We start from the raw sequence: 13,558 nt of genomic DNA on the forward strand, positions 1-13,558 counted from the left end.
GCAATCACCGGATCGCGGTGTTGGCCTTGATCGCGGTGATTTGCGCAAGCTTGGCCTTGAACGCGGCAAGCTGGCCTGGATCGACCGTCGCGCGGGTGGTGATCGCGCCGATCGAGAGCGGGTTCACCGTCTGGCCGTTGCGGTACATCTCGTAGTGGAGGTGCGGGCCGGTCGACAGGCCGGTCGATCCGACATAGCCGATCACCTGCCCGCGCCGAACGGTCATGCCCGACCCGACCGCGATGCGGCTCATATGGCCGTAGCCCGTGCCAAGCCCGCCCCCGTGATCGAGCCGCACATAGTTCCCATGGCCGCCGTGCCATCCGGCAAACGACACACGCCCGTCGGTTGCGGCATAGATCGGCGCGCCCCAGCCTGCGCCGAAATCAATGCCCGCGTGCATGCGCATATAGCCAAGGATCGGGTGCCGCCTTGCGCCATATCCCGAGGTGATGTGCCCGTTAACCGGCGCGCCGAGGAAGCCTTGCGTTTCCTGCGCGCCCTGCGCCATGCCCTGCGGCGAATAGAACGCGCCTTCGTTGCCCCAGCGCAGCAATTGCAGCACGGGCTTGTTGGCGCGGATCACGCCCGCATAGACGAGGTCTCCGGCTTGCGATTCGCCGCTGCTGGCACGGCGGTTGGAGAACACGAGGTCGAATTCATCGCCCGGCGCGATTTCCTCGAACGCCATGTGCTGATCGATCGCACGAAGGTAATCCTGCACGGCGACAGGCGGCGCACCGGCGGCTCGCGCCGAGCGGTAGAGGCTGCCGCCGACGATGCCGCGTATGCGCATCGGGGTCGTATCAACGGAAATGGCGTTTGTGGCGAGCGCGAGGCCGCCGCCGCTGCGCCGGATGTCCAATGCCAGATCGAAGCGCGGGCGGAACGAGAGCTGTTCGAGCGGACGTGGATCGGCGGGAGAATTACGCGCGCCAAGCCGGATCGCAAAGCGCGTGCCTGCGCTCAGCGAACCCGGCTTGATCTGCGGGCTGACGAGGTCGAGTACGCGCGTGATATCTGCATTGGCCAAGCCTGCACGCTGGAGCATGCGCGGGAAGCTGTCGCCTGCGCCCAAGGTTGCGGTCAGTTCGACGCTCGGTCGCTCGGGCGCTGCGGCGAGCGGGATCACGGCGGCGGTTGCAATCATGTGGCGGCCGTTGTCGGCACCATAGCCCAACGGACGCAGGCCCTGAACGCGGAGTTCATCGCGCGCGCCGTCATCGAGTGTCGTGAGGGGCGCGGCCTGCAGCGGGGCGAAGCTCGGCCACGACAGTACTGCCGCGGCACCAAGCGCGAGCATGGTCGAAAAACCACGGAACCAGCGGGCGCTGCCGATGTCTTCGGCAAGATCGGGGGCGATATCTCGCCGGGCGAACCAGCGTTCGATCCGGGTGCGTGCTGCGCTCCAATACGGCACCTGTCGACACGGCAGCTCTGGCAGCTCGACCGCGCGCGGCACCGCGACGCGCGAGCCGAAACCCGCGCCTGCGTTGGCCATCATCTGATCACGCGGTGTGAACACGTCGAACCCTGTACCCTGTTGTGACCGGGACTGCACCTTCAAGGTTAATGTTCGGTGAAATCGTGGCGCCTCAAGGGTGTGGCATCGGCGCCGGGGCACGGCTATGTCGTTGCCAAGGGGACGAACATTGAGCGACACGCAGATACTGAGCGATATGGCAGGGGCTTTGGCAGCGGCGCGAGCGGTCGAGCCGACTGCGGGCGATCATGCTGCACCCGGCCATACGCACGAGAGCGCGTGCCTCAACTGCGGGACGTCGCTGATCGGCAGCCATTGCCACGCCTGCGGACAGGCGGCGCATGTCCACAAGACACTGGGCGCATTCTTCCACGACCTGCTGCACGGCGTGTTTCACTTCGAGGGCAAGATCTGGCGCACTTTGCCGATGCTGGTGATCCGCCCGGGCAAGTTGACGCGCGAATATATCGACGGGCGGCGGGCCAGTTATGTATCGCCGATCGCGCTGTTCCTGTTCTGCGTGTTCCTGCTGTTCACAACCTTCAACACGTTGAGCGGCGACCTCGGTGCGAAGATGAACGTGTCTGTCGACACCGCATTGGCGAACCAGCGCGAGGACCTCGTAAAGCTCGAAGCAGCGCGAAAGGAGGCAGCTGGCGACGCTGCATCCATAGCCGAGATCGACCGGGCCATGGCCGAAACCCGTGACAACATCGCTTCGGTGGAAAAGCTCAAGGCCAATGGCGTGCGCATTTCGAACATCGATTCCAGCGCATTCACGACGAATAGCGACATCGGCTGGATCAACGATGCAATCGCGAAGGCCAAGGCAAATCCGGGCCTCGCGATCTACAAGGTGCAGAACTACAGCTACAAGCTAAGCTGGGCGCTGATCCCGATCTCGGTGCCGTTCCTGTGGCTGCTGTTTCCATTCAGTCGCCGCTTCGGGGTCTACGATCACACCGTATTCGTGACCTATTCGCTGTGCTTCATGACGCTGCTGGCGATCGTGCTGACGTTGCTCAACCAATTGAAGTTGGAAGGCTTGGCGATTGCCGGAATGGTATTGCCGCCAGTGCACATGTTCCTGCAACTGCGCGGTACCTACGGCCTGACCAAATTGGGCGCGTGGTGGCGGACGTGGCTCCTGAGCATGTTCGCGTTCACCGCATTGCTGCTGTTTGCCCTGCTGATCCTGGTCGAGGCGGGCGGTTGAGCGGCCATCCTGCCCGTAAGGTTCAGTGGCTTATCTGCAAGGCCAGTTGCGCGCGAACAGATCGCCTACAGCCGTGCTAAGCGTGACGCGTTCGCGAGCCGCGACCGGATAGGTCTCGAGGAACGCAAGAAACTGGTTGCTGTCCATCTTCACGTTGGGCGGAGGACATGAGCTGGGCCGACCGGAAGCGCGCTCGCGTTTAAGACGCGCGCGATAATCCGATCCCGCCTTCGTACCCAAGTCGCGCAGTGCTTTGATCTCCGACGAGAAGATCGCGCCGATGCCCTTTTCCTTGAGCGCATTGGCCCGCGACAGGAACGCGCCGACACTCACGTCGTCACTCGCCGCGCTCGCGGTGCCACTCGTCAGCATCAAGCCCGCCGCGAACGCCGTTAAAGCGTTGCGACACACACCCGAAGTCCGGGGTTCTCGCATCATGCGCCCTGTGGCAGCGTGTTTCCGACGAAGCGCCGACCTGCCTTGGGGATCGCTGACCCTTGCGCCGAAACTGGGCGAGCTGGACCGCTCGGTGTTTGTGGGCGGTCGATCTTGCCGCTTTCAAGCAGCGCCTTGATCTCGTCGCCGGTCAGCGTTTCATATTCGAGCATGGCCTGTGCGAGCAGGTGCAGCTTGTCCTCGCAATCCTTGAGGATCTGCGTGGCGCGAACATGCGCGCCATCGACGAGGCTGCGGATTTCGCTGTCGATCAGCTTGTTGGTCTCAGCCGAATTCATCGTGCGGTTCGACCCGCCGTAGCCGAGGTAACCTTCCTGCGCTTCTTCGTACTGCAGCGGACCCAGCTTCTCGGACATGCCCCACTTGGTGACCATGTTGCGAGCGAGCGACGTGGCGTACTGGATGTCGGACGACGCGCCCGAAGAGACCTTGTCGTGCCCGAAGATCAATTCCTCGGCGACGCGTCCGCCCATCGCAACCGAGAGATTGGCGTGCATCTTGTCGCGGTGGTACGAATAGCTGTCACGCTCTGGCAGGCGCATGACCATGCCCAGGGCGCGGCCGCGCGGGATTATCGTGGCCTTGTGGATCGGGTCCGATGCCGGTTCGTTGACCGAGACGATCGCATGGCCCGCCTCATGATAGGCGGTCATCTTCTTCTCGTCGTCGGTCATCACCATCGAGCGGCGTTCCGCGCCCATCATGACCTTGTCCTTGGCGTCCTCGAATTCCTGCATCGCGACAAGGCGTTTGTTGCGGCGTGCGGCCAGCAGCGCGGCTTCGTTGACGAGGTTGGCAAGGTCCGCGCCCGAAAACCCGGGCGTGCCGCGCGCGATCGTGCGCGGATTCACGTCAGGCGCGAGCGGTACCTTCTTCATGTGGACCGAGAGAATCTTTTCGCGGCCTTCGATGTCGGGGATCGGCACGACGACCTGGCGGTCGAAGCGGCCCGGACGCAGCAGCGCGGGATCGAGCACGTCGGGGCGGTTGGTCGCCGCGATGATGATGATGCCTTCGTTGGCCTCGAAGCCGTCCATCTCGACCAGCAGCTGGTTGAGCGTCTGTTCGCGTTCGTCGTTCGAATTGCCAAGGCCGTGGCCGCGATGGCGACCGACCGCGTCGATTTCGTCGATGAACACGATGCACGGCGCGTTCTTCTTGGCCTGTTCGAACATGTCGCGCACGCGGCTGGCGCCGACGCCGACGAACATTTCGACGAAGTCAGAGCCGGAAATGGTGAAGAACGGCACGCCTGCTTCACCTGCGATGGCGCGGGCGAGCAAGGTCTTGCCGGTGCCGGGCGAGCCGACGAGCAGCGCACCCTTGGGAATCTGGCCACCAAGCTTCGAAAAACGGGTAGGATCGCGCAGGAACTCGACGATCTCCTCAAGCTCCTCGCGCGCTTCATCGATACCGGCGACGTCGTCGAAGGTGACTTTGCCCGAACGCTCGGTCAGCAGCTTGGCCTTGGACTTGCCAAAGCCCATCGCGCCCGATCCGCCACCCTTCTGGACTTGGCGCAACGCGAAGAACGCAACGCCGAGGATCAGCAGGAACGGCAACGAGTTGACCAGAATGTACATCAGCATGTTGGGCTGTTCAGCCGCCTTACCCGCGTACTGGACGCCGTTGTCCTGCAGCAGCTTGGGCAGGTCCGAATCGCCCGGGACCGGAATGGTGGCAAACTGGCCACCATTCTTGAGTGTGCCACTGATCCGTTCGGGGGCGATCTCGACCGACTTGACCACACCTTCGGCGACCTGCGCGCGGAAAGCAGAGTAAGGGATTGTCGTCGCCGCCTGATCGGCACGCGGGCTGAACAGCGACACCACCATCAGCAGCGCCAGAAAAATCCCGCCCCAGACGAGGAGGCTCTTGATCCATGGATTGGCTGGCGGCTGGTCGTCGTTCATCGAGAGTCTTTCCAGATCTGCGCGCGATCGAGCGCTGCACCAGCCAATGTAGGACGGGCCGGGTGAATCGCAATATAACGCAAGCGCCGATTTTCAGCGACAGCCTTTCCGGTCAGGTGCTGCGCTTAGATGTTCGGGCGGGCGCACGGGTAAACCGCCATGGCCCGATGCGCGCATCCGCCTTGACCCCGGCGAGCGTTCCGACGCCGCCAGCGCGCAACGTTTCCAACAGACGCGTCAGGTCCGGCCCGCGTGGCGGCGTAGTCCGGAATGTTGCGAACAGCCTTTCGAGTACACGCAGCGCGAGCGTCTGGGGAAGGCCGGATGGCGGCTCCCACGTACAGCCTTCGCCAGACGCAACGACCCCGGCCCATAGCCGTTCCACTGCCCAATCGAGCGCGATGTCCGCATCGGCCAGCCAGGCGGCACTGGCCGCAAAGCCTTTGGGATCAAAGGCTTCGCTTGACGTCAAGGCGTCGCGAATCCGCACGCGTTCGTAGTGCTGGTCGCGGTTGGACGGATCGTCAGCTGGTTTCAGACCTTGCGCGCGGACAACCTCCAGCAGTTCATCGCGACGCCATGCCAGCAAAGGGCGCAGCAACGCGAGGGTTGGGTCGCCCGGTACGGTCGCGACGGGGCGCATGCCGGCCAGCCCGCGTACGCCCGCGCCTCGGTTGAGGCGCATGACCATGGTTTCGGCCTGATCGTCGGCATGGTGAGCGGTTACGATGGCAGACAGGTTTGCCGCGCGCGCCCAAGCGGCAAGCGCGGCATAGCGGGCGGTGCGGGCGCGTTCCTGCACGCCGCTGCCCTTTGCCATGGCGAGTGTGAGCGTGCTGTGCTCAATTCCGCGCGCATCACACAGGTCCGCAACCGTCGCAGCTTCCGCCGCCGCTTCAGGCCGTAATCCGTGATCGACCGTGGCGACGCTAAAGTTGCGCGGCGCAACTTCGTGGACGAGCAAGAGCAGAGCGAGGCTGTCCGGCCCGCCCGAAACGGCGAGCCCGACTTGGCCCGACGGAGCAAGTGCCTGCCATCCTTGCGCAAAACGCGACGCAGCGGGGGTCAGGCTGTCGTATGCTCCGCCCATATGTCGGGCACGATCATTTGCACTTCACCGAAGCGCGGGCGGTGTCGTACTGCGTCTTGATACGGCCTGCGACCTCCTGCGGATAGTTGGCGGCAAGTTCGGTAAAGGCACCGCAGGCTTTCTCATTATCTTTTAGACGCGCCATGGCGACCCCGAGATAGAGCAGGCTGTCGGGCGCGCGGGCACCATTCTTGTCGGCGAGGTAGTTCTGCAGGAAGAACTGCGCCGCAGTCCCGGGCTTGGCATCGTCGAGCCAGGCGCGGCCGAGCAGGTTGCGGCCATGGCTGATCATCTTGTGCTTGGGATAGCGATCGACGAAGATCTGCAGTGCTTGCTGCGCTTCAGGATAGAACTTGGCCTCCCACAGGCGGAAGCCGTACATGTACTCGTCTTGCCCTGCATCGGCAGTGGCTGGCTTTTCGATGGCCTGGACAGCTGCGACACGGGCTGCTGATGGCGTTGCCGGCTTTGTCGGCGTCGTGGCGACAGGTTTGGGAACCGCTGACGAAGTGGTGGGACGAGACGCAGGCACTGCCGGTGTGGCAACCGCCGGGGGCGAGGCGACAGGTTCAACCGTCGCGGGTGCCGCATCAGCTTCGAGTTTCGCCAGTCGCTCCTCGATCTTGGCCGCGCGATTCTGACCGTCCTCGACTTGTGCGGTCAGCCGCATCAGCTGCGCTTCGAGCGCTTCCATCCGCGCCAGCACATCACTGATCGCCGAGGATGCGGGTGTGCCGGTGACCGTCGCGGTCGTCTGGCCGGGAGTGATTTCGGGGACGAAGGTCTTGCCTGCGCCTTCGGGGAAGACCTTGCGCTGCAATGCGCGGATCTCGGCTTCGACCTTGCGTAAGCGGACATCGGCATCGGCGGTGGTCGAGGCCGTCGTCTTCGGCGCTGTCGTCTGGGCCAGCAGGGGCGTGGCGACAAGCCCCAGCGCGATGGCAACGAGCGGCATCCGAGCGCGATATGTGATAGTCATCGTCATTCCCGTAAAGCTGTGGCGCGCAAGCATTTACTTGCGCGCCCTGTAACCCTTGGGAGACAGAATGCCGCACTCTGTCGCGCAAGTCGAGATGGCGTCAGTTCAATTGCGTGGATGCAGGGGCCGTTTCCGCAGCCGGAGCAGCCTCGACGGAAGATGCCGGCACTGCGGCAGGAGCGTCGATCTGCTGCCCGGCGCTCGCGCGGCGGACGCTGGTTCGTGGTACGGGCGACGACAGGGCGGCAGTCGTGGCGTTTGCAGGCGGCGGTGCGGAAGCTGTGCCACGCGCCAGAAGCGCGGCGGCGCTGACGGGGACGTCCTTGACGATGCCTTCGCGCTCGGCGATGCGCGGCACGGCCTGGCCGCCGACGGTGATCGCAAGCGCGTCAGGCCGCCCGGTCCACAGGCGAGGTTCCTGCGCGCCCGAGGGAATGGTGAACGCCTCGCCCTTGGCCAGCTCCTTCTGCAGGATCTGCTGCCCCTGACCATCGTAGAACTTGACCCAGATGCGGTCCTCGGTGGCGGTGAACACCACCGGGCCGCTGGGCGAAGCAGCCGGAAGCGGCACGACCGCGACTTGCGACGGTGCCGCCGAAGGATCCTCCCCTCCGATCAGCGAGGGCAGATCTGCCGAGGGCAGATAGTAGCTTCGCCAGAAGATCATGCCGGCAAGGGCAATCACCACGACCAGCCCCACAGCCAGCCAGACGGTCAGGCGTGTGGGGGTCTTGGCCGGATCGCCGACCTCGAACTGGTTGAGCACACGCGGCGGCGGCGCTGGAGCCTGGCGGTCGAGTTCTGCCCGGACCGCATCGGTGATGGCCTTGTCGTCGAGGCCGACCACGCGTGCGTAAGTGCGGGCAAAGCCGAGCGCGTAGGGGCGCCCTGGCAGGACCGCGTAGTCACCGGCTTCGAGCGCTTGGAGGTGGCGCACGGTGACCCGCGTGCTCAAGGCAAGTTGCTTGATGTCAATGCCCGCCGCCTCACGCGCGGCGCGCAGCGTTTCACCTACGCCGATGCGCCGCGGTTCGCCTGCGGGCACAGGTGTGGAATCGATACTGGAAATGTCCTGTAGACCGCCGGCTTCCGCCAAGAGGGTACTCCCGTTATTCATGCCTTGCGGCTTTGCAACCCTTTGCGAGGGTTCGCGGGATCGCGGCGAAAGTCAACGTCGTTGCACCGGAACGGTCCGTTTTGCGCGACGAAACGCGCCCTCAAGACGTCAGTCGCACTCGATACCCTTGAAGAACGCCCACTCGGCCAAGGTCGAGCGCATGTCGCGCGGGGGAGCAGCAAGCCAGCCGTCCATCGCTGTGCGGATCTCCTTGATGTCGACCTTGCGGATCAGTTCCTTGACCGGGCCGATGGCCGCGGGCGTGATCGACAGCCGAGTGATGCCGAGACCGAGCAGCGCGAGCGCTTCGAGCCTGCGCCCGCCCATTTCGCCGCAAACGGTGACGTCGGTGCCGAACGGCGCGACAGTCGTGACGACACGGCGCAGAAAGCGCAGGATCGCGGGGCTGAGCCAGTCGTAGCGTTCCGCCAGCTTGGGGTTAGCGCGGTCGGCAGCGAACAGGAACTGCGTAAGATCGTTGGTGCCGATCGACAGGAACGACAACTTGGGCGCGAGCACATCGAGGCATTCGGCAAGTGCAGGCACTTCGAGCATCGCGCCATAGCGGATCGCTTCGGGCAGGAGCTTCTTGCGCTGGCGCAGGAAGTTCAGCTGGCCCTCGAACACGGCCTTGGCGGCATCGAATTCCCACGGTTCGGTGACCATCGGGAACATGACATTGAGCGTGCGCCCACCCGAGGCTTCGAGCAGGGCGCGTGCCTGAACCTTGAGCAAGCCGTCGCGTTCAAGCGCGACCCGTAGCGCGCGCCAGCCCATTGCCGGATTTTCTTCGGCGTCGCCATCGTTGTGGCGCAAGTAGGGCAGGACCTTGTCGCCGCCGATATCAACCGTGCGAAACACCACCGGGCGATCACCCGCTGCGTCGAGCACGTCACGGTAGAGCCGGGTCTGGCGTTCACGCGAGGGCAAGGTGGCCGAGACGAGGAACTGAAATTCGGTGCGGAACAGGCCGATGCCGTCCGCGCCGGTCAGGCCGAGCATCGGCGTATCGTCGCGCAGCCCGGCGTTCATCAGGACGACGATCCGCGTACCGTCTCGCGTGATCGGCTCAACCTCGCGCATGGCGGCGTAGTGCTGCTGGCGTTCGCGGTTCTTGGCAAAGCGGGCCTCGAACGCCTCGATCAGGGTGGGCGCGGCGCGGACATCGACCACGCCCTGATCGCCGTCGAGCAGAAGATGATCGCCTTCGCGAACCTTGCCACGCAGCGCTCGCATGCGTCCGACGACGGGAATGCCCATTGCGCGCGCGACGATCACGACATGCGCGGTCAGCGAGCCTTCCTCGAGGATCACACCCTTGAGACGACGCTTGTCGTATTCAAGCAGTTCAGCTGGCCCGAGATTGCGCGCGATCAGGATCGCATCGCCCTTGAGGCCCATCGTGGCTGCCGTGCCGAGCTGGCCTGAGACGATCCGCAACAGCCGGTTCGACAGATCCTCGAGATCGTGCATGCGATCGGCGAGCAGCGGGTCGTCGATCTGACGCATGCGCATGCGGGTGCGCTGCTGGACACGTTCGATCGCGGCTTCGGCCGTGAGCCCGGAATCTATCGCGTCGTTGATGCGGCGCGACCAGCCTTCGTCGTAGGCGAACATGCGGTAGGTATCGAGCACCTCGACATGTTCGCCGCCAACACCGAATTCGGCCTGGCTGGCCATGCGGTCGATCTGTTCGCGCATCTTGTCGAAGGCAAGATAGACGCGCTGGCGCTCGGCCTCGGTATCTTCGGCGACGATATGTTCGATGGTGACGCGCGGCTGGTGGAAGACCGCGATGCCGCTGGCGAGGCCCTTGACCAAGGTCAGGCCCTTGATCCGGTCAGGGCCAGTCAGGTGCGCCGCATCGCCGAGCGTATCCTCGCCGTCGATCAGGTCTGCGTTGGCAATCAGCTCTGACAGGACCATCGCCACGGTCTGCAGCGCCTCGATCTCGACCTCTTCATAACGGCGCGGTTCGACGTGCTGGACGGCGACGACACCCACCGCACGCTCACGACGGACGATTGGGACACCGGCGAAGGAGTGGAACTTCTCCTCGCCGGTTTCGGGACGGAAGGCGAAGTCCGGGTGGGCGGCCGCTTCGGCCAGATTGAGCGTTTCGACATTGCCCGCGATCGTGCCGACGAGGCCCTCGCCCGTGGCCAGGCGGGTGACGTGGACCGCCGCCTGATTAAGGCCGCGGGTGGCGAAAAGTTCGAGCATGCCTTCGCGCAACAAGTAGATCGAACAGACTTCGGAATTAAGGTTTTCGCCGATGACTTCGACGATCTGATTGAGCTTGGCTTGGGCGCCAGCGCGCGAGGCCATGACCTCGTGTAGCGAGGTGAGGATCTGGCGGGCGGCGGCGACGGCACTGAGCATGGCTGATGGTTAGCCTAGTGCGCGGGGTTTGGGAATGCGGGGGTGCACCGGCGTGATGAGATAGCAAAAAAGAAAGAGCCGCCCGTCAGGGGCGGCTCCGGCTTTTCAGAAGGCGGTCAGGATCAATGGGATCGCGAGAGCGCTTCCTTGATCTTGAGCTTTTTCCGCTTGAGTTGCGCTACCAGCGTGTCGTCCGGGAGGGGCCGGGTCAGTTCGGATTGGATTTGCCGTTCGAGCCCGGCATGTTTCATCTGAAGTGCGCTGACATGCGTCGATTCCATGCGTTTCCTCCTAAAGGGTAAGCCCCCGTCAGAACCCGGCACAGGCCATCCCCGTGCGGGGCGGCGCCGACCTGCCGAGGGGATGCGAGGGAATTGCATCCGACTCAGCAAGGCAGCGCGTTGTCATGCTCCCACATTCGCCGTATCTTGCAAGTCAAACCGCGTCGGGATGCAGGGCATACGGGTTGGGCCGTAGGTCATCCGCCAGCCCCGGTTCATCGCGTGGTCGGGTTATTTCGGGAGTTTCGCGTACAGTGACCGAAGAGGAAATGCGCAAGCGGCTGCTGGCCTTGCGTCTCGAACACCGCGACCTTGATGCTGCCATCGACGCTTTGACGTCTGCCGGAACACGCGACCAGTTGCAGATAGCGCGGCTGAAAAAGCGTAAGTTGCTGCTGCGTGACCAGATCGCGATGATCGAGGACTATCTGATTCCCGATATCATCGCTTGAATTCAAGGGGATGAGCCGAATGGAGCGCTTGCGCCCAGTCGGTTCGACCTGTCCCGTTAAGAAACGTCCCGCGATTGGGCGATCGCGCGCCAGATCAACGGCTGGCGCAGCGAGTCGCAGCCGATTATGCGCATTGACCATGGCCCTGATGCCCAGTCTGAACCCGCGCATCGTCGAAGCGCTTTATACCGAGGCGCTGAGCCTTGCCGAAGCGGTGCGCGCGGGGTTCGAATGGCTGCGGCGCGAGAACGCCAGGGCCGGCGCGGACATTGACGACGACGACCTGCGCCGCGTGCAGGTGTCGTGCGAGGGACTGCGCACGACCACACGGGTGATGCACTGCCTCGCCTGGCTGCTCAACCATCGCGCGCATTTCGCCGGCGAACTTTCGGAACTGCAATTGCGGCGGCACGGGCGGTTGATCGCCAATTTCCCGGCGAGCGAGGCTGACGCCGTCAGGGTATTGCCACAAGATATCCAGCGGCTCGTGGCTGACAGCGAGCGGCTGTATCAGCGCATTCAGCGGCTGGAAAACGCCTGGCGAACGAACGGGTTGAGCGGCGACAGCGCCGTACGCCGGTTGCGCGAACGCGTGGCACAGGCAGTTGGCGACGCTACGACCGCGGCCTGATTTGTCGGGGCAAAGTTGACGTCATGACGGAGTCCCGGGCTGTTCGCCGAGCATGGTCTTGAGCCCCGACACTTCATCTTCGCTGAACCACAGGCCGAGCTTTGACCGCCGCCACAGCACATCTTGTGCGGTCATCGCCCATTCGCGCGTGGTCAGGTGGTCGAGTTCGGCTTCGCTCAGACCCTGTCCCAGCGGCCGCCCCATGTCGCCACGCGCGAAGTTCAGCGCTTCGGTCCCGTAGGCGCGCGCGAGGCGGTGGACCGTGGCACGCGAAAGCTGGCCGGCCTGCGCGGTAATCTCGTGTTCGAGCGGTGCGAGGTTGTCCGCTTCGTCGAGCCCGTCGGGGGTGAAATCACCACCAGGGAGCGGCGCGGTGGCGGTCCACCCGGCGTTGTCGGTGACGCCGAGGCGTTCGAGCGCGGCTTCGGCGAGCGTGCGGTGGGTGGTGATCTTGCCGCCCAGCACCGTCAGCAGCGGCGCGGAATGATGATCACTGCCACGGTCGAGCTCGAAGCGGTAGCCGCGCGTTGCGGCTTCGGGTTTGCCCGAGCCGTCGTCGGCGAGCAGGCGCACCCCGGCGAAGGTATGGATGACGTCTTCGCGCTTGAGGCTGCGGCGGAAGTACTGGTTGGCGGCGTCCAGCAGGTAAGCGATCTCGGTTTCGCTCGCCCTGGGCGGATCGGCATCGGCGCCGTCCTCGCTGTCGGTCGTGCCGATCATGGTGAAGGCGTATTGCCACGGGATGGCGAAGCAGATGCGTCCGTCGCGCAACTGCAGGAACAGCGCGCGTGGATCGTCGTGCAGACGCGGGACGACGATGTGCGAACCGCGCACACGGCGCAGCAGTCCGGGGCGTGGGGCATGGGCGGCGTCCATCACCTGCCCCACCTGCGGCCCTGCGGCGTTGACGACGATGGCGGCGTGAAAGATTTCCGGGCCTGCCTCGATCCGCCACAGGTGGCCTTCGCGCGCGAGTTTGGTGACAGCGCATCGGGTCCGCACCTCGGCGCCGCGATCGGCGGCGTCGCGGGCGAGCAGGACGACCAGCCGCGCATCGTCGACCCAGCAATCGGAGTATTCGTAGCCGCGCCGGACCTCGGGCTGAAGACCCATGCGACCGTCCAGTTTTACGCGCTTCGTGGGTGGCAGCGCCTTGCGCCCGCCGATGCGGTCATAGAACCACAGCCCGGTTCGCAGCATCCACCAGGGCCTGCCTTCGGGCACGATCGGCAGGACGAAGCGCATCGGCCAGACGATGTGCGGCGCCTGCCGCCACAGGATCTCGCGCTCGTGCAGAGCCTCGGACACCAGCGCGAACTCGCGATGTTCGAGATAGCGCAAGCCGCCGTGGATCAACTTGGTCGAGGCAGACGACGTGCCCTGCGCCAGATCGCCGCGTTCGAGCAGCAGCACCGAGAGGCCGCGCCCGGTTGCATCGCGCGCGATGGCCGCACCGTTCACGCCGCCGCCGATCACGGCCAGATCATACGGGCGATCGTACGGGGTCTCCATCCTGGGCACCTTGATACGCCGTGAGGCGATGCGCAAGGTTGCGTGA

The 13,558-nt window shown here is 64.7% G+C and carries 12 protein-coding genes; 3 read left to right on the forward strand and 9 right to left on the reverse strand.

Annotated features, from left to right (window positions below; translation table 11 throughout):
• Window positions 1-4: 4 nt before the first annotated feature.
• Window positions 5-1,525: a peptidoglycan DD-metalloendopeptidase family protein gene (locus tag GGQ88_RS05320; protein ID WP_343057099.1), complete on the reverse strand. Its 1,521-nt coding sequence runs from the start codon at window positions 1,523-1,525 to the stop codon at window positions 5-7.
• A gap of 127 nt (window positions 1,526-1,652) precedes the next feature.
• Here GGQ88_RS05320 and GGQ88_RS05325 point away from each other — a divergent pair, with 127 nt between their 5' ends.
• Entirely contained in the window at window positions 1,653-2,699 is a 1,047-nt protein-coding gene (locus GGQ88_RS05325; protein WP_246385554.1) for a DUF3667 domain-containing protein, read from the forward strand.
• Between the two features lie 30 nt (window positions 2,700-2,729).
• Here GGQ88_RS05325 and GGQ88_RS05330 read toward each other — a convergent pair whose 3' ends face one another.
• The 7 genes from GGQ88_RS05330 to GGQ88_RS05360 all read right to left on the reverse strand — a co-directional run bounded on the left by GGQ88_RS05330 (window position 2,730) and on the right by GGQ88_RS05360 (window position 10,917).
• Entirely contained in the window at window positions 2,730-3,074 is a 345-nt protein-coding gene (locus GGQ88_RS05330) for a hypothetical protein (RefSeq protein WP_183612098.1), read from the reverse strand.
• A 59-nt stretch (window positions 3,075-3,133) separates the two neighbouring features.
• Window positions 3,134-5,068: an ATP-dependent zinc metalloprotease FtsH gene (gene ftsH / locus GGQ88_RS05335; RefSeq protein ID WP_183612099.1), complete on the reverse strand. Its 1,935-nt coding sequence runs from the start codon at window positions 5,066-5,068 to the stop codon at window positions 3,134-3,136.
• Between the two features lie 112 nt (window positions 5,069-5,180).
• On the reverse strand, window positions 5,181-6,158 hold the full coding sequence (gene tilS, locus GGQ88_RS05340) for a tRNA lysidine(34) synthetase TilS (protein ID WP_183612100.1): 978 nt from the start codon (window positions 6,156-6,158) through the stop codon (window positions 5,181-5,183).
• 13 nt (window positions 6,159-6,171) lie between these two features.
• Complete coding sequence (locus tag GGQ88_RS05345; protein WP_183612456.1) at window positions 6,172-7,137, reverse strand: tetratricopeptide repeat protein; 966 nt, start codon at window positions 7,135-7,137, stop codon at window positions 6,172-6,174.
• A 100-nt stretch (window positions 7,138-7,237) separates the two neighbouring features.
• On the reverse strand, window positions 7,238-8,254 hold the full coding sequence (locus GGQ88_RS05350; RefSeq protein ID WP_183612101.1) for a helix-turn-helix domain-containing protein: 1,017 nt from the start codon (window positions 8,252-8,254) through the stop codon (window positions 7,238-7,240).
• A 108-nt stretch (window positions 8,255-8,362) separates the two neighbouring features.
• Window positions 8,363-10,636 (reverse strand): phosphoenolpyruvate--protein phosphotransferase, encoded by a 2,274-nt coding sequence (gene ptsP / locus GGQ88_RS05355; RefSeq protein ID WP_183612102.1) that lies wholly within the window; start codon window positions 10,634-10,636, stop codon window positions 8,363-8,365.
• Window positions 10,637-10,758: 122 nt separating this feature from the next.
• Complete coding sequence (locus GGQ88_RS05360; RefSeq protein WP_183612103.1) at window positions 10,759-10,917, reverse strand: YdcH family protein; 159 nt, start codon at window positions 10,915-10,917, stop codon at window positions 10,759-10,761.
• A gap of 254 nt (window positions 10,918-11,171) precedes the next feature.
• Here GGQ88_RS05360 and GGQ88_RS05365 point away from each other — a divergent pair, with 254 nt between their 5' ends.
• A complete protein-coding gene (locus tag GGQ88_RS05365) occupies window positions 11,172-11,369 on the forward strand; it encodes a DUF465 domain-containing protein (protein WP_183612104.1) in 198 nt (65 codons plus the stop codon).
• A gap of 139 nt (window positions 11,370-11,508) precedes the next feature.
• The gene (locus GGQ88_RS05370) at window positions 11,509-12,000 is read left to right on the forward strand and encodes a DUF1465 family protein (protein ID WP_183612105.1); all 492 of its coding nucleotides are present in this window, start codon (window positions 11,509-11,511) and stop codon (window positions 11,998-12,000) included.
• 21 nt (window positions 12,001-12,021) lie between these two features.
• On the opposite strand, the gene GGQ88_RS05375 is transcribed toward GGQ88_RS05370, so the two are convergent.
• A complete protein-coding gene (locus tag GGQ88_RS05375) occupies window positions 12,022-13,512 on the reverse strand; it encodes a glycerol-3-phosphate dehydrogenase (protein ID WP_183612106.1) in 1,491 nt (496 codons plus the stop codon).
• Window positions 13,513-13,558: the final 46 nt, after the last annotated feature.

The organism is Novosphingobium hassiacum, assembly GCF_014196055.1.
GTDB lineage: Bacteria > Pseudomonadota > Alphaproteobacteria > Sphingomonadales > Sphingomonadaceae > Novosphingobium > Novosphingobium hassiacum.

Excerpts from the sequence above, each read along its gene's own strand:
- ftsH (WP_183612099.1), bottom strand. The coding sequence starts at position 5,068 with ATGAACGACGACCAGCCGCCAGCCAATCCATGGATCAAGAGCCTCCTC.
- tilS (WP_183612100.1), bottom strand. The coding sequence starts at position 6,158 with ATGGGCGGAGCATACGACAGCCTGACCCCCGCTGCGTCGCGTTTTGCG.
- GGQ88_RS05345 (WP_183612456.1), bottom strand. The coding sequence starts at position 7,137 with ATGACTATCACATATCGCGCTCGGATGCCGCTCGTTGCCATCGCGCTG.
- GGQ88_RS05350 (WP_183612101.1), bottom strand. The coding sequence starts at position 8,254 with ATGAATAACGGGAGTACCCTCTTGGCGGAAGCCGGCGGTCTACAGGAC.
- ptsP (WP_183612102.1), bottom strand. The coding sequence starts at position 10,636 with ATGCTCAGTGCCGTCGCCGCCGCCCGCCAGATCCTCACCTCGCTACAC.
- GGQ88_RS05360 (WP_183612103.1), bottom strand. The coding sequence starts at position 10,917 with ATGGAATCGACGCATGTCAGCGCACTTCAGATGAAACATGCCGGGCTC.
- GGQ88_RS05370 (WP_183612105.1), top strand. The coding sequence starts at position 11,509 with ATGGCCCTGATGCCCAGTCTGAACCCGCGCATCGTCGAAGCGCTTTAT.
- GGQ88_RS05375 (WP_183612106.1), bottom strand. The coding sequence starts at position 13,512 with ATGGAGACCCCGTACGATCGCCCGTATGATCTGGCCGTGATCGGCGGC.